Source organism: Pseudomonas sp. PDM25 (assembly GCF_019219045.1).
Taxonomy (GTDB): domain Bacteria; phylum Pseudomonadota; class Gammaproteobacteria; order Pseudomonadales; family Pseudomonadaceae; genus Aquipseudomonas.
On sequence record NZ_JAHUWL010000003.1, the window covers coordinates 31,707 to 53,942 of the forward strand.

18 protein-coding genes are annotated in these 22,236 nt (G+C 58.0%); 16 read left to right on the forward strand and 2 right to left on the reverse strand.

Translation table 11 applies throughout. The features are described 5' to 3' along the window. Window positions 1-33 precede the first annotated feature (33 nt). Together KW848_RS05655 and map are read right to left on the reverse strand one after the other, a co-directional pair. Window positions 34-2,736, reverse strand: coding sequence for a [protein-PII] uridylyltransferase (locus tag KW848_RS05655; protein WP_111451015.1), 2,703 nt, complete (start codon window positions 2,734-2,736; stop codon window positions 34-36). A 45-nt stretch (window positions 2,737-2,781) separates the two neighbouring features. Next, window positions 2,782-3,564 (reverse strand): type I methionyl aminopeptidase, encoded by a 783-nt coding sequence (gene map, locus KW848_RS05660; RefSeq protein WP_008146676.1) that lies wholly within the window; start codon window positions 3,562-3,564, stop codon window positions 2,782-2,784. Window positions 3,565-3,937: 373 nt separating this feature from the next. Between map and rpsB the strand changes: the two genes are divergently transcribed. The 16 genes from rpsB (at window position 3,938) to dnaE (ending at window position 22,157) form a co-directional block, all read left to right on the forward strand. After that, complete coding sequence (rpsB, locus tag KW848_RS05665; RefSeq protein WP_003219330.1) at window positions 3,938-4,675, forward strand: 30S ribosomal protein S2; 738 nt, start codon at window positions 3,938-3,940, stop codon at window positions 4,673-4,675. A 192-nt stretch (window positions 4,676-4,867) separates the two neighbouring features. Beyond that, entirely contained in the window at window positions 4,868-5,731 is an 864-nt protein-coding gene (gene tsf / locus KW848_RS05670) for a translation elongation factor Ts (RefSeq protein ID WP_111451014.1), read from the forward strand. Between the two features lie 210 nt (window positions 5,732-5,941). Beyond that, window positions 5,942-6,685, forward strand: coding sequence for a UMP kinase (pyrH, locus tag KW848_RS05675; protein ID WP_003440426.1), 744 nt, complete (start codon window positions 5,942-5,944; stop codon window positions 6,683-6,685). Further along, window positions 6,682-7,239 (forward strand): ribosome recycling factor, encoded by a 558-nt coding sequence (frr, locus tag KW848_RS05680; RefSeq protein ID WP_008028968.1) that lies wholly within the window; start codon window positions 6,682-6,684, stop codon window positions 7,237-7,239. The genes pyrH and frr overlap by 4 nt, the downstream gene beginning before the upstream one ends. 13 nt (window positions 7,240-7,252) lie before the next feature. After that, window positions 7,253-8,008: a polyprenyl diphosphate synthase gene (uppS, locus tag KW848_RS05685; protein WP_111451013.1), complete on the forward strand. Its 756-nt coding sequence runs from the start codon at window positions 7,253-7,255 to the stop codon at window positions 8,006-8,008. Further along, window positions 8,008-8,814: a phosphatidate cytidylyltransferase gene (locus tag KW848_RS05690; RefSeq protein WP_218536288.1), complete on the forward strand. Its 807-nt coding sequence runs from the start codon at window positions 8,008-8,010 to the stop codon at window positions 8,812-8,814. The genes uppS and KW848_RS05690 overlap by 1 nt, the downstream gene beginning before the upstream one ends. After that, window positions 8,811-10,001: a 1-deoxy-D-xylulose-5-phosphate reductoisomerase gene (gene ispC / locus KW848_RS05695; protein WP_192406378.1), complete on the forward strand. Its 1,191-nt coding sequence runs from the start codon at window positions 8,811-8,813 to the stop codon at window positions 9,999-10,001. Before KW848_RS05690 ends, ispC begins: the two co-directional genes overlap by 4 nt. 53 nt (window positions 10,002-10,054) lie before the next feature. Further along, window positions 10,055-11,407 (forward strand): sigma E protease regulator RseP, encoded by a 1,353-nt coding sequence (gene rseP, locus KW848_RS05700; RefSeq protein WP_218536289.1) that lies wholly within the window; start codon window positions 10,055-10,057, stop codon window positions 11,405-11,407. Window positions 11,408-11,481: 74 nt separating this feature from the next. Next, window positions 11,482-13,860, forward strand: a complete 2,379-nt coding sequence (bamA, locus tag KW848_RS05705; protein ID WP_192406382.1) for an outer membrane protein assembly factor BamA — start codon at window positions 11,482-11,484, stop codon at window positions 13,858-13,860. Between the two features lie 45 nt (window positions 13,861-13,905). Then, window positions 13,906-14,409, forward strand: a complete 504-nt coding sequence (locus KW848_RS05710) for an OmpH family outer membrane protein (protein WP_008028980.1) — start codon at window positions 13,906-13,908, stop codon at window positions 14,407-14,409. 2 nt (window positions 14,410-14,411) lie between these two features. Next, the gene (gene lpxD, locus KW848_RS05715; protein ID WP_192406384.1) at window positions 14,412-15,467 is read left to right on the forward strand and encodes a UDP-3-O-(3-hydroxymyristoyl)glucosamine N-acyltransferase; all 1,056 of its coding nucleotides are present in this window, start codon (window positions 14,412-14,414) and stop codon (window positions 15,465-15,467) included. Window positions 15,468-15,574: 107 nt separating this feature from the next. Further along, window positions 15,575-16,015, forward strand: coding sequence for a 3-hydroxyacyl-ACP dehydratase FabZ (gene fabZ / locus KW848_RS05720; protein WP_008154051.1), 441 nt, complete (start codon window positions 15,575-15,577; stop codon window positions 16,013-16,015). Next, on the forward strand, window positions 16,012-16,788 hold the full coding sequence (gene lpxA / locus KW848_RS05725) for an acyl-ACP--UDP-N-acetylglucosamine O-acyltransferase (protein WP_033056289.1): 777 nt from the start codon (window positions 16,012-16,014) through the stop codon (window positions 16,786-16,788). The genes fabZ and lpxA overlap by 4 nt, the downstream gene beginning before the upstream one ends. 2 nt (window positions 16,789-16,790) lie before the next feature. After that, window positions 16,791-17,921 carry a lipid-A-disaccharide synthase gene (gene lpxB / locus KW848_RS05730; RefSeq protein WP_218536290.1) on the forward strand — a complete coding sequence of 377 codons (1,131 nt, stop codon included), beginning with the start codon at window positions 16,791-16,793 and terminating at the stop codon, window positions 17,919-17,921. A gap of 11 nt (window positions 17,922-17,932) precedes the next feature. Beyond that, complete coding sequence (gene rnhB, locus KW848_RS05735) at window positions 17,933-18,559, forward strand: ribonuclease HII (protein WP_008154045.1); 627 nt, start codon at window positions 17,933-17,935, stop codon at window positions 18,557-18,559. 76 nt (window positions 18,560-18,635) lie between these two features. After that, complete coding sequence (gene dnaE, locus KW848_RS05740) at window positions 18,636-22,157, forward strand: DNA polymerase III subunit alpha (RefSeq protein WP_218536291.1); 3,522 nt, start codon at window positions 18,636-18,638, stop codon at window positions 22,155-22,157. The last annotated feature ends 79 nt before the right edge of the window (window positions 22,158-22,236 follow it).

Sequence of the window (22,236 nt, forward strand, 5' to 3'; positions counted from 1 at the left end):
TGGTTCGCTCCCACAGGGGGAAAATTTGTTAATTCAGATGCTGATGCGCGACAGTTTGATATCGGGTTCGTTACTGACGGTCAGCTGTTCGACGATTGCATCCTGCAAGCGGCTGCACAGCAATGGGTCGGACAACGGCTGGTTGTTCGCGTCGGTGATGAAGAACACGTCTTCCACGCGCTCGCCCAAGGTGGCGATCTTGGCATTCTGCAGCGACAAGTCGAACTCCAGGAAGATCGTGCCGATGCGTGCCAGCAGGCCCGGGCGGTCGGGGGCGCTGAGCTCCAGCACCGTTACCGGACGCTGGGCGTCGTTGTGGATCGTCACCTGTGGCGCAAACGCGAAATGCTTGAGCTGGCGCGGTACCCGACGCTGAATGATGGTCGGGTAGTCGTCCGGGTTGCGCAGGGCCTCGGTCAGGCCTTCGCGAATCTGTTTGACCCGCGCCGGGTTATCACCGATCGAGTCGCCGTCGGTGTCGAGCACGATGTAGGTGTCGAGGGTGAACTGGCTGCTGGAGGTGATGACCCGGGCGTCGTGAATGTTCAGGTTGAGCTGGTCCATCGCGGCCACGGTCACGGCGAAGAAGTCGTGCTGATCCGGCGCATAGATAAAGATCTGCGTGCCGCCTTCGAACTCGCGCTGGGTGGTTTCCTTGATCAGCACCAACGGCCCGCCGTCGGCCGGCTGCTGGAGGATCGCGTCGCTGTGCCAGGCCACGTCGCCGGCGGTGTGGCGCAGGAAGTAGTCATCACCCAATTGCGCCCACAATTGCTCGACATCGTCCGGATCGGTGCCGCCGCGTACCAGAATGTCCAGCGCTGCGCTCTGGGTCTGGCGAATCTGCTCTTCGCGGTCCACCGGGTTTTCCAGGCCACGACGCAAGGCGCGCTTGGTCTCGGTGTAGAGCTGGCGCAACAGGCTGGCGCGCCAGGAATTCCACAGCGTCGGGTTGGTGGCGTTGATGTCGGCGACCGTCAGCACGTACAGATAATCGAGGTGGGTTTCGTCGCCGACGATCTGCGCGAAATCGTGGATCACTTGTGGATCGGACAAGTCCTTGCGCTGGGCGGTGGTCGACATCAGCAAATGGTTCTGCACCAGCCAGACGATCAGGCGGCTGTCCCACACTGGCAATTGGTGGCGCTGGCAAAAGGCTTCGGCATCCACGGCGCCGATTTCCGAGTGATCACCATGCCGGCCCTTGCCGATGTCGTGGTACAGGCCGGCCAGGTAGATCAGCTCGGGTTTGGGCAATTTGCCCATGAGCTTGCTGGCCAGCGGGAATTTTTCCGACACCTGGGTGTACTGCAACTTACGCAGATGTTTGATCAGGTTCAGGGTGTGAGCATCGACCGTATAGATGTGAAACAGGTCGTGCTGCATCTGCCCGACGATGAAGCCGAACTCCGGCAAGTAGCGCCCGAGGATGCCGTAACGGTTCATCCGTCGCAGGTTTCGGTGGATGCCGATCTTGCACTTGAACAGTTCGATGAACAGGCTGGTATTGCGGATGTCGTTGCGGAAATCATCGTCGATCAGATGACGGTTTTCTCGCAGCAGACGAATGGTGTCGGCGCGCACGCCTTTGATTTCCGGCTGCTGAGCCATCAATACGAAGATTTCCAGCATGGCGAACGGTGTGCGGCGGAACACGTTGTCGTTGCGCGCCTCGATGTAACCGTCGTGCAGCTGGAATCGCGAGTTGATCGGCTGCGGCGGCGCTTCGTCTTCCGGTGCGAGGATGACTTCCTCGAAGTGCTGGATGATCAGGTCGCTGAGCTGGGCAATGCTCATGACCACCCGGTAATACTGCTGCATGAAGTTTTCAATGGCTTGCTTGGCGTCATCGCCTTTGAAGCCCAGCAGCCCGGCAATGGTGCGCTGGTGATCAAACAGCAAGCGGTCTTCGGAACGGCCGGCGAGCATGTGCAGGGCGTAACGAACCTTCCAGAGGAATTCCTGGGAGGAGGCCAGCAGGGCGTTTTCGCTCTCGACCAGGAAACCTTCGCCGGCCAGGGCCCGCAGGTTCAGGGTGCCGTACTCGCGACGGGCCACCCACAGAATCGTCTGAATATCCCGTAGGCCGCCGGGCGAGCCTTTAACATTGGGTTCCAGGTTGTATTCGGTGTCGTTGTACTTGTGGTGGCGGGCCTTCTGCTCGGCGCGTTTGGCCAGGAAGAAGTCCTTGCTCGGCCACATGTGCGCGGTGCTGGTCACGTCCAGCATGCGCTGGCGCAAGCGCTCGGGGCCGCAGATGGTACGGCTTTCCATCAGGTTGGTGACAACCGTCAGGTCGGCGCGGGCCTCCTGGACGCATTCGTCCACGGAGCGAACGCTCTGGCCCACTTCAAGGCCGATGTCCCACAACAGCGTCAGAAAACGCTCGATGGAATCTCGGAAAACTTCGTGATCGGCACTGTCCAGCAGGATCAGCAAATCGATGTCGGAATAAGGGTGCAACTCACCGCGACCGTAGCCGCCGACCGCGACCAGCGCGATGTCGGCGTCTTCGCTCCAATCGAACTGCTCCCAGGCCTTTTGCAGGATGTTATCGACGAACCAGGCGCGATCCTCGATCAACCGGCGAATGTCGCGGCCGCTGCGAAAGCGCTCGTCGAGCACCTCGCGGGCCTGGCGAATCGCTTTCTTGAAGGCCGCGATCGGGCTTGCCTTCAGGGCCAGTTCAGCCTGGAACTGGCCACGGTCGAAGAGTTCGGGATCCACCTGCGGCATCGATTGGCTTTCCTGTCTATAAGGCTGAGGAGCTGCGCGCCCGGATCAGGCCGAAACGCGCGGGATGGTGTCGTCGGCGCGCAGGGTGAAGATCTCGTAACCGGTTTCGGTTACCAGAAGGGTGTGTTCCCACTGTGCCGACAGCTTGCGGTCCTTGGTGATTGCGGTCCAGCCGTCGCCCAATACCTTGGTGTCGGCCTTACCCTGGTTGATCATCGGCTCGATGGTGAACGTCATGCCGGCTTTCAGCTCCATGCCGGTGCCAGCGCGGCCGTAGTGCAGGATCTGCGGCTCTTCGTGAAATACCTTGCCGATGCCGTGACCGCAGAACTCGCGAACCACGGAAAAACCGTTCTTTTCAGCGTGCTTCTGGATCACTTCACCGATGTCGCCCAGGCGGCAGCCGGGTTTGACGATTTCGATGGCCTTGTACATGCATTCCTGGGTGACCTGCGACAGGCGCTCGGCCCAGACCGGCACGGTGCCGACGTGGAACATGCGGCTGGTGTCGCCGTGGTAGCCGTCCTTGATGACGGTGACGTCGATGTTCAGCGTGTCGCCATCTTTCAGCGGCTTCTCGTTCGGGATGCCGTGGCAGACCACATGGTTGATCGAGGTGCAGATCGACTTCGGAAAGCCCTTGTAGTTGAGCGGGGCAGGGATGGCTTTCTGCTCATTGACGATATAGTCGTGGCAGATGCGGTCCAGTTCTTCAGTGGTAATGCCCGGCTTGACATGTTCGGCAATCATTTCCAGCACATCGGCGGCCAGTTTGCCGGCGATGCGCATTTTTGCGATGTCCTCTGGGGTTTTGAGGGTGACGGTCATACAGGCTCTCTCTGCGCTCGATGGCGCCTTCTAAAACGAAATGGGCGTTACGCGATCGATCTTCGCGGCCCTTAAAAACGCGATTCTAACAGACGAGCAGCGCAAATCTGAGCCTCTGTGCATCGCTTCTCCTTATAGAATGGCGCATTCTTGGCGGATTCCAAGGGCTGGAACCAAAGCACGCGCCGGGATTTAACAATCCGGGTTCCGTTTTTTTCTGCCTTGTGATATAAAATGCGCCGCTTTCCGGGGATCCCCTGAAAAGCCTAAATCCACACACGTGTCGACACGATGACCTGGGTGCCTTCAGCTGATGCTGCTGGTTGGTCATTGGGATACGTGGAGGCCAAACCCGACTTATTAAGGAACTATCATGTCCCAAGTCAACATGCGCGATATGCTGAAGGCCGGTGTGCACTTCGGTCACCAGACCCGTTACTGGAACCCGAAAATGGGTAAGTACATTTTCGGCGCGCGTAACAAGATCCACATCATCAACCTTGAAAAAACCCTGCCAATGTTCAACGAAGCTCTGACTTTCGTAGAGCGCCTGGCCCAGGGCAAAAACAAGATTCTGTTCGTCGGCACCAAGCGTTCCGCTGGCAAGATCGTTGCTGAAGAAGCAGCACGTTGCGGTTCGCCGTACGTCGATCACCGCTGGTTGGGCGGCATGCTGACCAACTTCAAAACCATCCGTGCTTCCATCAAGCGTCTGCGTGACCTTGAAGTGCAAGCCGAAGACGGTACTTTCGCCAAGCTGACCAAGAAAGAAGCGCTGATGCGCACTCGCGATCTTGAGAAGCTCGATCGTTCCCTGGGTGGTATCAAGGACATGGGCGGTCTGCCAGACGCACTGTTCGTTATCGACGTTGATCACGAGCGCATCGCGATCACCGAAGCCAACAAGCTGGGCATCCCGGTTATCGGCGTAGTCGATACCAACAGCAGCCCGGAAGGCGTTGACTACATCATCCCAGGCAACGATGACGCAATCCGCGCTATCCAGCTGTACATGGGTTCGATGGCTGACGCTGTTATCCGCGGTCGCAACCACGTTGCTGGCGGCACCGAGCAGTTCGTTGAAGAAGCTCCGGTAGCAGCAGCTGAGTAATTGACGCCCAGGCGTTGACTCAGTAAGCAAAAAGGGGGCTTGGCCCCCTTTTTGCCACCTCGAAAACCGTTTGTCGGCAGCGCAGTTACAGCCTTTGTAACCTGCTGCAGCCAGCAAGGGTGGTTCGGGAAGAATTGATCGCCCGTTCGATCGGGTGGAATGGTTGAAAACCTATCCAAGAGGAATTTTGAAATGGCAGAGATTACTGCAGCGTTGGTCAAAGAACTGCGCGAGCGTACTGGCGAAGGCATGATGGACTGCAAAAAGGCCTTGACCAAGGCTGGCGGCGACATCGAAAAAGCCATTGATGACATGCGTGCTTCGGGCGCCATCAAGGCTGCCAAGAAAGCTGGCAACGTTGCCGCTGAAGGCGCGATCGCTCTGAAGGAAGACGGTAAAACCGCCGTTCTGCTGGAAGTGAACTCGCAGACCGACTTCCTGGCTCTGCAGGACGACTTCAAGGCATTTGTTGCTGGCAGCGTTGAAAAAGCGTTCGCTGACAAACTGACTGACGTCGCTCCGCTGATCGAAGCTCAAGAAGCTGATCGCCTGGTTCTGGTCGGCAAGGTTGGCGAAAACGTCAACATCCGTCGCCTGGCTCGCGTTGAAGGTGATGTTGTTGGTGGTTACCTGCACGGCAACAAGATCGGTGTTGCGGTTGTTCTCAAAGGCGGCACCGTTGAGCTGGCCAAAGACATCGCTATGCACGTAGCGGCCACCAACCCTGAATTCCTGCTGCCATCGGAAGTTTCCGCTGAAGCTGTCGAGCGCGAGAAAGGCGTGTTCCTGACCCTCAACGCTGACAAGATCGCTGGCAAGCCAGAAAACATCGTTGAAAACATGGTCAAAGGTCGTATCAGCAAGTTCCTGGCTGAAGCGAGCCTGGTTGAGCAGGCGTTCGTCAAGAACCCTGAAATCAAAGTTGGCGAACTGGCCAAGAAAGCCGGTGCTGAAATCGTTTCTTTCACCTACTTCAAAGTAGGCGAAGGCATCGAGAAGCCGGTCGACAACTTCGCTGAAGAAGTTGCTGCCCAGCTGGCTGCCGCCAAGCAATAAGACGGTTTTTTAACTGTCGCCCTGAAGAGGCTGCCCGCTCACGCGCGCAGCCTCTTTTCAGATGGGGCACCAATTTTTAATTGGTTTCCTTTTGGAACTGGCTTACAAAGCCATGTTCCGATGGCGCTGAAGCAGTGCCAAGTTAGAGTGAACGCCAGCTGTAAACAGCTCGCAAAGAATTTTTAAAATACGCCGCAGGAGAGATTCGCAATGGCTCAGCAGGGCAGTGGTTATCAGGCTCGCTATAAACGCATTCTACTCAAGCTTAGCGGCGAGGCCCTGATGGGCTCGGAAGAGTTCGGGATCGATCCGAAAGTTCTGGATCGCATGGCGCTGGAAGTCGGTCAACTGGTCGGCATCGGTGTTCAGGTCGGTCTGGTGATCGGCGGCGGCAACCTGTTTCGTGGTGCAGCGCTGAGCGCGGCCGGCATGGATCGGGTTACCGGCGACCACATGGGCATGCTGGCCACTGTGATGAACGCCCTGGCCATGCGCGATGCGCTGGAACGTGCCAATATCTCGGCCATCGTGATGTCGGCCATTTCCATGGTTGGCGTAACCGATCACTATGATCGCCGCAAAGCCATGCGCCACTTGAACGCCAAGGACGTCGTGATTTTCGCGGCCGGTACCGGCAATCCGTTCTTCACCACGGATTCGGCAGCGTGCTTGCGTGCAATCGAAATCGATGCCGATGTCGTGCTTAAGGCGACCAAGGTCGATGGCGTCTACACCGCTGACCCATTCAAAGACCCGCATGCCGAGAAGTTCGATCATCTGACGTACGATGAAGTGCTGGATCGCAAGCTGGGCGTGATGGATCTGACCGCTATTTGCCTGTGCCGCGACCACAAGATGCCGTTGCGCGTATTTAACATGAACAAGCCCGGCGCCCTGCTGAATATCGTGCACGGCGGCGCTGAAGGGACCCTGATCGAGGAAGGCCAACAATGATCAACGAAATCAAGAAAGACGCTAAAGAGCGTATGCAGAAATCCGTCGAGTCGCTGATGCACAACTTCGGCCGTATTCGTACTGGCCAGGCGCATCCAAGCATTCTTGAAGGTGTGATGGTGCCGTATTACGGTTCCGATACTCCGATCAAGCAGGTAGCGAACATCACCGTCAAAGACGCCCGTACCCTGCAAGTTGTTGCCTTTGAGCGCAACATGCTCGGTGCTGTCGACAAGGCCATCGGTAGCGCGGGTCTGAACCTCAACCCGACCAACCTGGGTGAGTTGCTGCTGATCTCCATGCCGGCCCTGACCGAAGAAACCCGTAAGGGCTTCACCAAGCAGGCTCGCGATGTCGCTGAAGATGCCCGTGTTGCAGTGCGCAACATCCGTCGTGATGCGAACAGCCAGCTGAAGGATCTGGTCAAGGAAAAAGAAATCAGTGAAGACGAAGAACGTCGCGCCACTGGCGAAATTGATGATCTGACCAAAAAATACGTGGCTGAAATCGACGCGAATTTGGCGCAGAAAGAAAAAGACCTGATGGCCGTATAAGGGTCACGTTTTAATGGATAAGACAAAGCAGACTGCACCGGCCGCGGTGCCGCGCCATGTCGCGATCATCATGGATGGTAATAATCGCTGGGCGAAAAAACGCTTTATGCCGGGTGTCGCCGGGCATAAAGCGGGCGTGGATGCAGTGCGGGCGGTGATTGAGGTGTGTGCCGAGGCCAAGGTCGAAGTACTGACCCTGTTCGCGTTCTCCAGTGAGAACTGGCAGCGCCCGGCCGATGAAGTCAGTGCCTTGATGGATTTGTTCTTCAAGGCGCTGCGTCGCGAGGCCAAACGCCTCAACGACAACAACATCAGTTTGCGCATCATTGGCGACCGTTCGCGTTTTCATCCGGAGCTTCAGGCTGCCATGCGTGAAGCTGAGGCAATGACGGCGGGCACCAATCGCTTCATTCTGCAGATCGCTGCCAACTATGGCGGACAGTGGGATATCGCGCAGGCCGCACAGCGTCTGGCTCGGGAAGTCCAGGCCGGGCACCTGCGTCCGGAAGACATTACCCCTGAACTGTTGCAAACCTGTCTGGCGACCGGCGATTTGCCGTTGCCGGACTTGTGCATCCGTACCGGTGGCGAGCACCGCATCAGTAACTTCCTGCTGTGGCAACTGGCTTACGCCGAGTTGTACTTCTCCGACCTGTTCTGGCCGGACTTCAAACACGATGCCATGCGTACCGCGCTGGCCGATTTTGCTTCTCGGCAGCGCCGTTTCGGTAAAACGAGCGAGCAGGTCGAGGCTGGAGCCCGGGTTTAATGCTTAAACAACGAATCATCACTGCGCTGATCCTGCTGCCGATTGCCTTGTGCGGGTTTTTCCTGCTCGAGGGCACCGGTTTCGCGCTGTTCATCGGGCTGGTCGTGACTCTCGGTGCGTGGGAATGGGCTCGCCTGGCGGGCTTCACTGAGCAACCGATCCGCCTTGCCTATGCGGCTGTGGTCGCGCTGATGCTGTTTGTCATGCATATCGTGCCCGGGCTCGCGCCTTGGGTGTTGGGCGCTTCGGTGCTTTGGTGGGGCGTTGCAACCTATCTGGTGCTGACGTATCCGCGCTCCAGCGAGCTTTGGTCCAGCGCTGCCTGCAAGCTGATGATCGGTCTGCTGATCCTGCTGCCCGCCTGGCAAGGTCTGATTCAGATCAAACAGGAGCCTTTGGGCAACTGGCTGATCATGGCGGTGATGGTGCTGGTCTGGGGCGCTGATATCGGTGCTTATTTCTCGGGCCGGGCTTTTGGCAAGCGCAAGCTGGCGCCACAGGTCAGTCCCGGCAAAAGCTGGGAGGGCGTCTACGGCGGCCTCGTGGCGAGTCTGGTCATTACTGTCATTGTCGGTCTGGTTCGAGACTGGACGGTGGCGCAGCTGTTTAAAGGTCTGATAGGTGCAGCCATCATCGTATTTATCTCGGTGGTAGGCGATCTCACCGAAAGCATGTTCAAGCGTCAGTCCGGGATCAAGGACAGCAGTAATCTGCTTCCGGGGCATGGCGGCGTGCTGGACCGTATCGACAGCCTGACGGCAGCGATTCCGGTATTCGCTGTGCTCCTGTGGATGGCGGCACCGTGAGCCGCCCGCAGCAGATTACCGTCCTGGGGGCGACCGGTTCGATTGGTCTGAGCACGCTTGACGTCATCGCTCGCCATCCTGAGCGTTATCAGGTTTTCGCCTTGAGCGGTTTCACCCGTTTGAGCGAGCTGTTGGCGCTGTGCATTCGTCATACGCCGCGCTTCGCCGTGGTACCCGAGGCGGTTGCTGCCCGAGGCTTGCAGGACGACTTGCGCGCCGCAGGCCTGTCGACTCGCGTGCTGGTGGGTGAGGAAGGCCTGTGTCAGGTTGCTTCCGATCCTGAGGTCGATGCGGTCATGGCGGCTATCGTTGGCGCTGCGGGCTTGCGACCAACTCTGGCGGCGGTCGAAGCCGGCAAGAAAATTCTCCTGGCCAACAAAGAAGCATTGGTGATGTCCGGTGCGCTGTTCATGCAGGCGGTGCACAAGAGTGGTTCGGTGTTGCTGCCCATCGACAGCGAACACAATGCGATTTTCCAGTGCATGCCACAGGATTTCGCTCGTGGACTGGGTGCCGTCGGGGTGCGTCGGATTTTACTCACGGCCTCTGGTGGTCCGTTCCGACAGACACCTATGGCTGAACTGGTGCATGTTTCCCCTGAGCAAGCGTGCGCCCATCCGAACTGGTCCATGGGGCGCAAGATTTCGGTGGATTCGGCCAGCATGATGAACAAGGGGCTGGAGCTGATCGAAGCCTGCTGGCTGTTTAATGCCAAGCCGTCCCAGGTCGAAGTGGTGATTCATCCTCAAAGCGTGATTCATTCACTGGTCGATTACATCGACGGTTCTGTATTGGCCCAGTTAGGTAACCCTGACATGCGCACGCCGATCGCCAACGCGCTGGCTTGGCCTGAGCGAATCGACTCGGGTGTTGCGCCGCTGGACCTGTTTGCAATTGCGCGGCTGGACTTCCAGGCGCCTGATGAAGAGCGATTCCCGTGTCTGCGCCTTGCGCGTCAGGCGGCCGAATCCGGCAACAGCGCGCCGGCCATGCTCAATGCAGCGAATGAAGTGGCAGTCGCGGCCTTTCTCGACGGGCGGGTTCGCTACCCGGAAATCGCGAGTATCATCGAAGAAGTGTTGAATCTCGAGCCCGTGGTTGCGGTTGATGATCTCGAGGCAGTGTTCACGGCCGACGCGAAAGCGCGAGTACTGGCCGAACAATGGTTGAGTCGTCACGGGCGGTAAGTGCTGCAATACGTTGACCCATGCGGCACTGGACAGGATTGCGGAGAAAGTAGATGAGCGCGCTCTATATGATTGTCGGCACCCTGGTGGCTTTGGGCGTGCTGGTCACCTTTCACGAATTCGGCCATTTTTGGGTCGCACGTCGCTGTGGGGTCAAAGTGCTGCGTTTCTCCGTGGGCTTCGGTATGCCGTTGCTGCGCTGGCACGACAAGAAGGGCACTGAGTTCGTCGTCGCCGCGATCCCGCTGGGCGGTTACGTGAAAATGCTCGATGAGCGCGAAGGCGAAGTGCCGGCTGATCAGCTCGATCAAACCTTCAATCGCAAATCCGTCCGCCAGCGTATCGCTATCGTATCGGCGGGTCCGATTGCCAACTTTTTATTGGCGATGATTTTTTTCTGGGGGCTCGCCATGCTCGGCAGCGAGCAAGTGCGCCCGGTCATTGGTGCGGTCGAATCCGGCAGTATCGCTGCCAAGGCTGGTTTGAGCGCGGGCCAGGAAATCATTGCCATCGATGGCGAACCAACTTCCGGTTGGGCTGCGGTGAACCTGCAGTTGGTCCGTCGTCTTGGGGAGAGCGGTTCCCTGCAGTTGCTGGTCCGTGATCAGGGTTCCACAGTGGATTCGCCCCGTGAACTGATGCTGGATAAATGGCTCAAGGGTGCCGATGAGCCGGATCCGATTCGTTCGCTGGGCTTGCGCCCTTGGCGTCCGGCGCTGCCACCGGTCCTGGCCGAACTTGATCCGAAAGGCCCGGCACAGGCTGCTGGCCTGAAGACCGGTGACCGACTGTTGGCTCTGGACGGCAAGTCGCTTGATGACTGGCAGCAGGTGGTGGACACGGTCCGTATGCACCCTGATACCAAAATCATGCTGCGCGTCGAGCGTGATGGTGCTCAAATCGACGTCCCTGTGACGCTGGCCGCTCGCGGCGAGAAGAAGGCACCCAGTGGTTATCTGGGGGCAGGGGTGAAGGCAGTTGATTGGCCGCCAGAGATGATTCGCGAAGTTAGTTATGGTCCTGTGGCAGCAATTGGGGAGGGTGCTCGACGCACCTGGACCATGAGCGTACTGACCCTCGATTCGCTCAAGAAAATGTTGTTCGGTGAGCTCTCGGTAAAAAACTTGAGTGGACCGATAACCATTGCTAAAGTGGCGGGCGCTTCTGCCCAGTCGGGTGTCGCTGATTTCCTGAATTTCCTTGCTTATCTGAGTATTAGCTTGGGGGTTCTGAATTTGTTGCCCATTCCTGTACTGGATGGGGGACATTTGTTGTTTTATCTGATCGAGTGGGCGCGTGGTCGCCCCTTGTCGGATCGGGTGCAGGGTTGGGGGATACAGATCGGTATCAGTTTGGTGATCGGGGTGATGTTGCTTGCTCTTGTCAATGATCTGGGTCGACTGTAACGCTTCGCTGAATTGCGAATCTGCCGCATTTTGCGGCAGTTTGTTTATTGCCAGTTGGAATAAGAAAGGACTTCATGAAACGTCTGCTGCTAACTGCGGTTCTCACCGTATTGATGATCGCCGAAGTTCACGCCGAGTCCTTCACTATCTCTGATATTCGCGTCAATGGCCTCCAGCGGGTCTCCGCGGGTAGCGTCTTTGGTGCTTTGCCGTTGAACGTCGGTGAACAGGCGGATGATCGTCGCCTGGTGGAATCCACTCGTGCGTTGTTCAAAACCGGTTTCTTTCAAGATATCCAGCTGGGCCGCGAAGGCAACGTCCTGGTCATCACTGTAGTCGAGCGCCCGTCGGTCGCCAGTATCGAGATCGAGGGTAACAAGGCGATCTCCACTGAAGACCTGATGAAAGGCCTCAAACAATCCGGTCTGGCTGAAGGCGAGATCTTCCAGCGCGCCACCCTCGAAGGTGTGCGTAACGAGCTGCAGCGTCAATACGTCGCTCAGGGTCGCTACTCGGCCACCGTCGACACCGAAGTGGTGCCTCAGCCGCGCAACCGCGTTGCGTTGAAGGTCAACATCAACGAAGGCACCGTTGCTGCTATCCAGCACATCAACGTGGTGGGTAACACCGTCTTCCCTGAAGAAGACCTGACCGACCTGTTTGAACTCAAGACCACCAACTGGCTGTCGTTCTTCAAGAACGATGACAAGTACGCTCGTGAAAAACTTTCCGGTGACCTGGAGCGTCTGCGCTCCTACTACCTGGACCGTGGTTATATCAACATGGATATCGCTTCGACCCAGGTGTCCATCACCCCGGACAAGAAGCACGTCTATATCACCGTCAACGTCAATGAAGGCGAGAAGTACACCGTCCGTGACGTCAAGCTGAGCGGTGACCTGAAAGTCCCTGAAGACCAGGTCAAGTCTCTGCTGCTGGTCCAGAAAGGCCAGGTGTTCTCGCGCAAACTGATGACCACCACGTCCGAACTGATCACCCGCCGTCTGGGTAACGAGGGTTACACCTTCGCCAACGTCAATGGCGTGCCTCAGCCTCACGATGAAGACCACACCGTCGATATCACGTTCGCCGTCGATCCGGGCAAGCGTGCTTACGTAAACCGCATCAACTTCCGTGGCAACACCAAGTCCGAAGACGAAGTGCTGCGCCGTGAAATGCGTCAGATGGAAGGTGGCTGGGCTTCGACTTACCTGATCGACCAGTCCAAGACTCGTCTAGAACGTCTGGGCTTCTTCAAGGAAGTCAACGTCGAAACACCGGCCGTGCCGGGCGTCGACGACCAGGTAGACGTGAACTACAGCGTTGAAGAACAGGCTTCCGGTTCGATTACCGCCAGCGTTGGTTTTGCCCAGAGCGCCGGTCTGATCCTCGGTGGTTCGATCACCCAGAACAACTTCCTGGGTACGGGTAACAAGGTCAGCATCGGCTTGACCCGCAGTCAGTACCAGAGCCGCTATAACTTCGGTTATGTCGACCCGTACTGGACTGCTGATGGCGTGAGCCTGGGTTACAACGCGTTTTATCGCACCACCGACTATAAAGACCTCGATGTCAACGTAGCCAGCTACGCCGTCGACAGTCTGGGTGCAGGCGTCAGCGTTGGTTACCCGATCAGCGAGACTTCGCGCCTGACCTTCGGTCTGTCTGCACAGGAAGACAAGATCAAGACTGGTCAGTACACCGTTGACGAGATTTTCGCCTTCGTTAACAAAGAAGGCGATCAGTACCTCAACTTCAAGGCATCGGCTGGTTGGTCAGAGTCCACCTTGAACAAAGGTGTACTGGCAACCCGTGGTCACTCCCAGAGCTTGACCGCGGAAGCCACGACGCCGGGCAGCGACTTGTCGTTCTTCAAGCTCGATTACCGCGGTCAATTGTTCCAGCCGCTGTCTGAAAATTACACCATGCGCCTCCACACCGAGCTGGGTTATGGCGATGGTTATGGTTCGACCGATGGCTTGCCGTTCTATGAAAACTACTATGCTGGTGGTTTCAACTCGGTACGTGGCTTCAAGGACAGCACTCTGGGGCCTCGTAGTACTCCGAGCCGTGGCGTGAACCCTGGGACCACAGCCGACCCGGATCAGGATCCACTACCGTTTGGTGGTAACGTCCTGATTCAGGGTGGTGTAGAAGTTCTGTTCCCTCTGCCTTTCGTGAAAGATCAGCGTTCCTTGCGCACTTCAGTATTCTGGGACGTGGGTAATGTGTTCGATTCGACTTGCAAGCAGAGCACTAACGCCAATGGTTCGCAGTCCAACACTCAGTGTAACGATGTCAGCCTGAGCAATATGGCCAGTTCGGTAGGTGTCGGTGTGACATGGGTTACCGCCCTGGGTCCGTTGAGCTTCGCCTTGGCGATGCCAGTCAAAAAACCGGACAGCAATGCCGAGACTCAAGTGTTCCAATTCTCCCTCGGCCAGACGTTCTAAGCGTCTGACCCAAGATAACGACAATGGATTTTGTAGGAGTGCATCGTGCGTAAGTTGACTCAATTGGTTCTCCTGGCGACCGTACTGGTTGCAGGTCCGGCTTTTGCCGACATGAAAATCGCCGTGCTGAACTATCAGATGGCTCTGTTGGAATCGGATGCGGCCAAGAAGTACGCCGTTGATGCCGAGAAGAAGTTCGGCCCACAGCTGACCAAGCTCAAGACTCTGGAAAGCAGTGCCAAAGGTATCCAGGACCGTCTGATGGCTGGCGGCGACAAGATGCAGCAAGGTGAGCGTGAACGCCTGGAGCTCGAGTTCAAGCAAAAGGCCCGCGACTTCCAGTTCCAGTCCAAGGAACTGAACGAAGCCAAAGCCGTTGCCGACCGTGAAATGCTGAAGCAGCTCAAGCCGAAACTGGACAGCGCTGTGGAAGAAGTCATCAAGAAAGGTGCTTTTGACCTGGTCTTCGAGCGTGGCGCAGTGATTGATGTCAAACCTCAGTACGACATCACTCGCCAGGTTATCGAGCGCATGAATCAGCTGAAGTAACCATGACAGCGACTATAAAGCTCGGCCAATTGGCCGAGTTCCTCGGCGCCACACTGCGTGGCGACCCGGAGAAAGAAATTACTGGGCTAGCCACTTTGCAAGAGGCTGGCCCAGCTCAGTTGAGCTTTCTCGCAAACCCCCAATACCGTAAATACCTGGCGGACAGCCGGGCCGCAGCGTTGTTGCTGAAGGCCGCTGATGCTGAAGGTTTTGCAGGTAATGCGCTGGTCGTGCCTGATCCGTATCTGGCCTACGCGCGGATTTCCCATCTGTTCGATCCCAAGCCAAAGGCCGCTGTCGGTATTCATCCGACAGCCGTTGTGGCAGCGGATGCAGTGGTCGATCCGGCGGCGAGCATTGGCGCCTTTGCGGTGATCGAAAGCTGCGCGCGTATTGCTGCGGGTGTGACCATCGGCGCGCACTGCTTCATCGGTGCTCGCTGCGAGATTGGCGAGGGCGGTTGGTTGGCCCCGCGAGTCACGCTGTATCACGACGTGCGCATCGGTAAGCGGGTGGTGATTCAATCCGGCGCGGTGCTCGGTGGCGAAGGCTTCGGTTTTGCCAACGAGAAAGGTGTCTGGCAGAAAATCGCGCAGATCGGTGGTGTGCTGGTCGGTGACGACGTGGAGATTGGCGTGAATACCGCTATCGATCGCGGTGCACTGGCCGATACCGTTCTGGGTAACGGTGTGAAGCTCGACAACCAGATTCAGATCGCCCACAACGTGCAGGTCGGTGATCACACCGCCATGGCAGCGTGTGTGGGAATCTCCGGCAGCACCAAAATCGGCAAGCATTGCATGCTCGCCGGTGGCGTAGGGCTGGTGGGGCATATCGAAATTTGCGACAACGTTTTCATCACCGGGATGACCATGGTGACCCATTCGATTACCGAAAAGGGTTCCTATTCTTCCGGTACAGCCATGCAACCGGCAGCCGAGTGGCGCAAAAGCGCGGCCCGCATCCGTCAGCTCGATGACATCGCGCGGCGGTTGCGACAGCTGGAAAAGCGAGTAGGGGAAGTGACCCCTGACGGTAATGCTTCATCAGATGGCTGATACCATTTCCATATCAAGTGTGCACAGCCGCTAGACTGCCTCCTTGATTTGCTAGAGGGGTGCGCGTCAGTCGCGCCTCCCAATCTTTACATAGGCTTCCCCCCGAAATGATGGACATCAACGAGATTCGCGAATACCTGCCTCACCGTTACCCGTTCCTGCTGGTGGACCGGGTCGTGGATCTGGATGTGGAAGGCAAGCGCATTCGCGCCTACAAGAATGTCAGCATCAACGAGCCCTTCTTCAATGGTCACTTCCCTGCGCATCCAATCATGCCGGGCGTATTGATCATCGAAGCGATGGCTCAGGCTGCCGGTATCCTTGGCTTCAAAATGCTTGACGTGAAGCCAGCCGACGGCACGCTCTACTACTTCGTTGGCTCCGACAAGCTGCGTTTTCGCCAGCCCGTCACCCCTGGCGATCAGTTGATCCTCGAAGCCCGCTTCATCAGCTGCAAGCGTCAGATCTGGAAGTTCGAGTGCCAGGCGTCGGTCGATGGCAAGCCAGTCTGCTCTGCTGAAATCATCTGCGCGGAACGCAAACTATGAGTTTGATTGACCCTCGCGCAATCATCGATCCGACGGCTATCCTGGCCGACGGCGTCGAGGTCGGCCCTTGGTCGATCATCGGTGCAGGTGTGGAAATCGGCGAGGGGACAGTGATCGGGCCGCATGTGATTCTCAAAGGCCCGACCCGAATCGGAAAGCACAACCGCATCTACCAGTTCTCTTCGGTAGGTGAGGACACGCCCGATCTGAAATACAAGGGTGAAGAAACTCGCCTGGTCATCGGTGACCACAACGTCATCCGTGAAGGCGTGACGATTCACCGTGGGACCGTTCAGGATCGTTCTGAAACGACCCTGGGCGATCACAATCTGATCATGGCCTATGCCCACATCGGCCACGACAGCGTCATCGGCAACCACTGCATCCTGGTCAACAACACCGCGTTGGCGGGCCATGTGCACGTTGAAGACTGGGCGATCCTGTCCGGTTTTACCCTGGTTCACCAGTATTGCCATATCGGCGCCCACAGCTTTTCCGGTATGGGCACCGCCATCGGCAAGGACGTCCCGGCGTACGTCACGGTGTTTGGCAACCCGGCAGAAGCCCGCAGCATGAACTTTGAAGGCATGCGCCGTCGTGGTTTCAGCGAAGATGCGATTCACGCGCTGCGGCGTGCCTACAAGGTGGTTTATCGCCAGGGCCTGACGGTCGAACAGGCACTCGCCGAACTGGCCGAGCCTTCGGATCAGTTCCCGGAAGTCGCGGTATTCCGTGATTCCATCCAGTCTTCGACCCGCGGCATCACTCGTTAATCATGGCTAATCTGCGTATCGCGCTGGTGGCGGGTGAGGCTTCCGGCGACATTCTTGGCGCGGGTCTGATGCGCGCACTCAAGGCACAGCATCCGGCAGTCGAGTTCATCGGTGTCGGTGGTCCGCTGATGCAGGCCGAAGGCCTGACCTCGTATTTCCCGATGGAACGTCTTTCGGTCATGGGCCTGGTGGAAGTGCTGGGCCGCTTGCGCGAGTTGCTGGCACGCCGCAAGAAGCTGGTTGCCGACCTGATCGCCGAGAAGCCGGACGTGTTCATCGGTATCGATGCCCCGGACTTCAACCTCAATATCGAACTCAAGCTGCGTCAGGCCGGGATCAAGACCGTGCATTATGTGAGCCCGTCGGTTTGGGCGTGGCGGCAGAAACGGGTGCTGAAGATTCGCGAAGGCTGCGATCTGATGCTGACGCTGTTCCCGTTCGAAGCGAAATTCTATGAAGAGAAGGGCGTGCCGGTGCGGTTTGTCGGGCACTCCCTGGCTGATGCGATCCCGCTTGAAGCCGATCGTGCCGCCGCGCGGGCTGAACTCGGCTTGCCCGACGGGCCGCTGGTCGCCCTGATGCCGGGCAGCCGTGGCGGTGAGGTTGGGCGTCTTGGTGCGCTGTTCCTCGATACCGCCCAGCGCTTGCGGGCCCTGCGTCCGGGCGTACGCTTCGTCATGCCATGCGCGAGCCCGCAGCGCCGGGCCCAGCTTGAAGAGCTGCTGGCCGGTCGCGATCTGCCGCTGACCTTGCTCGACGGCAAATCCCATCTGGCCCTGGCGGCCTGCGACGCGGTACTGATTGCCTCCGGAACGGCGACGCTTGAAGCGTTGTTGTACAAACGGCCGATGGTGGTCGCGTACCGCTTGGCACCGCTGACGTTTTGGATTCTCAAGCGCATGGTGAAAAGTCCCTACATCTCCTTGCCGAACCTGCTGGCCCAGCGCCTGTTGGTGCCCGAGTTGTTGCAGGACGATGCGACGGTTGAAGCCTTGGCCCAGACGCTGTCGCCACTGATCGAAGGCGGTGAAGAACAGACTCGCGGCTTCGACGAAATCCATCGGACCCTTCGTCTCGATGCCTCCAACCAGGCTGCAGATGCAGTGCTGAAACTGATCGGCCAAGTACAATGAGTAAACCAAGCATGCAAATGGGGCTGGATTTCACCTTGGTCGCTGAAGTTGAAGAATTGGTTGCCGGTGTTGACGAAGTCGGTCGCGGCCCACTCTGTGGCGCCGTGGTAACGGCTGCCGTGATCCTAGATCCGAGCCGTCCGATCCTGGGTCTGAACGACTCGAAGAAGCTCACCGAAGCCCGCCGCGAAAAACTCTATGACGAAATCTGCGAAAAGGCCCTGAGCTGGTGCATCGCCCGGGCTGAAGTCGAAGAAATCGACGAGCTGAACATCTTGCACGCCACCATGCTGGCCATGCAGCGCGCCATCGAAGGTCTGCACATTCAGCCGAAACTGGCGATGATCGACGGCAACCGCTGCCCGAAACTGTCCATGCGCGCCGAAGCGGTGGTGCAGGGCGACGGCAAGGTACCGGCCATCGCTGCAGCGTCGATTCTGGCCAAGGTCAGCCGCGACCGCGAGATGGCCGCGTTCGAATTGATTTACCCGGGTTACGGCATTGGCGGCCACAAAGGCTACCCGACGCCCGTTCACCTGGAGGCGCTGGCCCGCTTGGGGCCAACGCCGATTCATCGCCGCTCGTTCGCCCCGGTTCGCCTGGCATACGAGGCGCGGGAAAACCTGATCGAGAGTTAGTCGCAAGGCTGATGTTTTTGCCAAGGCTCGGTACAATCCGGGCCTTGTTGTTTTCATGACATAACGCAGGATCACTATGCCGGCTTCATTCGTTCATCTACGCCTGCACACTGAGTACTCCCTGGTCGACGGTCTGGTGCGGATCAAACCGCTGGTCAAGACCCTGGTCGGCATGAACATGCCTGCCGTGGCGGTCACCGACCAGAACAACATGTGTTCCCTGGTCAAATTCTACAAAGCCGCCATGGGCGCCGGGATCAAGCCGATCTGTGGTGCCGACCTGTGGCTGTCGAACAAGGATCCGGATAACGCTCTGAGCCGGATCAGCCTGCTGGCGATGAACGCCGTGGGTTATCGCAACCTCACCGAACTGATCTCTCGCGGCTTCATCGACGGCCAGCGCAATGGCTCGGTCATCATCGAGCGTGAGTGGGTGGCCGAAGCCAGCGAAGGCTTGATCATGCTGTCGGCGGCCAAAGAAGGCGAGATCGGCCTGGCGATGCTCAGTGGCAACCCGGCCGAAGCGGAAAACCTGGCACGTGAATGGATGGCTGTGTTCCCGGATCGCTTCTACCTGGAAATCCAGCGCACCAACCGCCCCAACGACGAAGAACAGTTGCACGGTGCCGTGGCCCTGGCGGAAAAAATCGGTGCGCCGCTGGTCGCGACCAACGACGTGCGCTTCATCAAGCAGGAAGACTTCGCCGCCCACGAAACCCGCGTTTGCATCGGTGAGGGGCGTGCCCTCGACGATCCGCGGCGTTCGAAAAATTACAGCGATCAGCAATACCTCAAAAGCGCCGAGGAAATGGCCGAGCTGTTCAGCGACATTCCCGAAGCGCTGGAAAACACCGTCGAGATTGCCAAGCGCTGCAACATCGAAGTGAAGCTGGGCACTCACTTCCTGCCCAACTTCCCGATCCCCGATGGCATGACCATCGACGAGTATTTCCGCAAGGTTTCCTTCGATGGCCTGGAAGATCGCCTCAGCGTTCTGCTGCCCAGGGACACCACCGAAGACTACGAAACCAAGCGTCAGGTCTACGTCGACCGGCTGAATTTCGAGCTGGATATCATCATCCAGATGGGTTTCCCCGGTTACTTCCTGATCGTTATGGACTTTATCCAGTGGGCCAAGAGCAACGGCGTGCCGGTGGGGCCGGGCCGTGGATCGGGTGCCGGGTCGCTGGTGGCCTATGTGCAGAAGATCACCGACCTTGACCCGCTGGAATATGACCTGCTGTTCGAACGTTTCCTTAACCCGGAACGGGTATCCATGCCCGACTTCGACGTCGACTTCTGCATGGACGGTCGTGACCGTGTAATCGACTACGTGGCCGAAAAATACGGCCGCAATGCGGTAAGCCAGATCATCACTTTCGGTTCCATGGCGGCCAAGGCTGTGGTCCGTGACGTGGCGCGGGTGCAGGGCAAGTCTTACGGCCTGGCGGATCGTCTGTCGAAGATGATCCCGTTCGAAGTCGGCATGACCCTGGAAAAGGCCTACGAACAGGAAGAAATCCTGCGTGACTTCATCAAGGTTGATGAAGAGGCCGCCGAAATCTGGGAAATGGCCCGCAAGCTTGAAGGCGTTGTGCGTAACGTCGGCAAACACGCCGGTGGTGTGGTTATTGCCCCGACCAAACTGACTGACTTCTCGCCGATTTATTGCGATGAGGCCGGTGATGGCCTTGTCACCCAGTTCGACAAGGACGACGTTGAAGCTGCTGGCCTGGTGAAGTTCGACTTCCTCGGTCTGCGGACCCTGACGGTCATCGACTGGGCGCTGAAAACCATCAACCGTGATCGCGCCAAGGTTGATGAGCCGCCTCTGGATATCGCGTTCATCCCGCTGGATGACAAGCCGACTTACCAGTTGCTGCAAAAAGCCGAAACCACCGCGGTGTTCCAGCTCGAGTCGCGCGGCATGAAAGAGCTGATCAAAAAGCTCAAGCCCGACTGCCTGGAAGACTTGATCGCACTGGTGGCCCTGTTCCGTCCGGGCCCATTGCAATCGGGCATGGTGGACGACTTTATCAACCGTAAGCACGGTCGCGCCGAACTCGCGTACCCGCACTCGGACTACCAGTACGAAGGCCTCAAGCCGGTTCTGGCACCGACTTACGGCATCATCCTGTATCAGGAACAGGTGATGCAGATTGCTCAGGTCATGGCCGGTTACACCCTCGGCGGCGCGGACATGCTGCGTCGAGCCATGGGTAAGAAAAAACCCGAAGAAATGGCCAAGCAGCGCGGCGGTTTCATTGACGGTTGCAAGACCAACAATATCGACGCCGACCTGGCCGGTAACATTTTTGACCTGGTAGAGAAATTCGCCGGTTACGGCTTCAACAAATCCCACTCCGCCGCTTATGGCCTGGTGTCATACCAGACCGCTTGGCTGAAAACGCACTACCCGGCGCCATTCATGGCCGCGGTACTGTCGGCGGATATGCACAACACCGACAAGGTCGTGACCTTGATCGAAGAAATTCGCACCATGAAGCTGCGTCTCGACGCGCCGGATGTGAATACTTCGGAGTTCAAGTTCACGGTGAATGACGAAGGCCGGATTATTTACGGCCTCGGCGCGATCAAAGGTGTGGGCGAAGGTCCGGTGGAAGCCATCACCGAGGCGCGTCAGGAAGGTCCGTTCAAGGATCTGTTCGATTTCTGCGCCCGTGTCGACCTCAAACGTATCAACAAGCGCACCCTGGACGGTTTGATCCGCAGCGGTGCGCTGGATCGTCTGGGCCCTTACTTCCATGACGAGCAGAAAGCCTATCAGGCCAATATCGACCGCAACCGAGCGGTCTTGCTGAATGCCATGGAAGGGGCGATCAAGGCGGCCGAACAAACCGCGCGTACCCACGACAGCGGTCATGTCGACCTGTTTGGCGGTTTGTTCGTCGAAGAAGATGCCGACGTCTATGCCAATCACCGCAAAGCCAAGGAACTGACCCTCAAGGAACGCCTGAAAGGGGAGAAAGACACCCTGGGCCTGTACCTGACCGGTCACCCGATCGATGAATACGAAGGTGAGATCCGCCGTTTCGCCCGTCAGCGCATCATTGACCTGAAACCGGCCCGTGATACCCAGACCGTTGCGGGCATGATCATCGCCCTGCGGGTCATGAAGAACAAAAAGGGCGACAAGATGGGTTTTATCACCCTCGACGACCGCTCGGGCCGGATCGAAGCGTCGCTGTTCGCTGAAGCATTCCATTCGGCGCAGTCGCTGTTGCAGACCGACGCGATGGTGGTGGTCGAAGGCGAAGTCAGCAATGACGATTTCTCCGGTGGCTTGCGGCTGCGGGTCAAGCGGGTGATGAGCATGGAAGATGCACGCACCAACCTGGCCGAAAGCCTGCGCTTGAAGCTGCAGACCCAGGATTTGAAAGGCGATCAGCTACGCTGGCTCGGTGAGTTGTTCAAGCGTCACCGTGGCGCGTGCCCGATCACCATGGAGTACACCAGTCCCGATGCGAAGGCCTTGCTGCAGTTCGGCGAGACCTGGCGGATCGACCCGGCGGATGCCTTGATTCAAGCCCTGCGTGACCAGTTCGGGCGAGACAACGTCTTCCTCCAATACCGTTGACGGTCAGGCCCTATAGTTGGGGCCTGATCTCGACCTGAATTTTTAATCTCGACCTGAACGCGCCTCTCCCTTAAGGTAG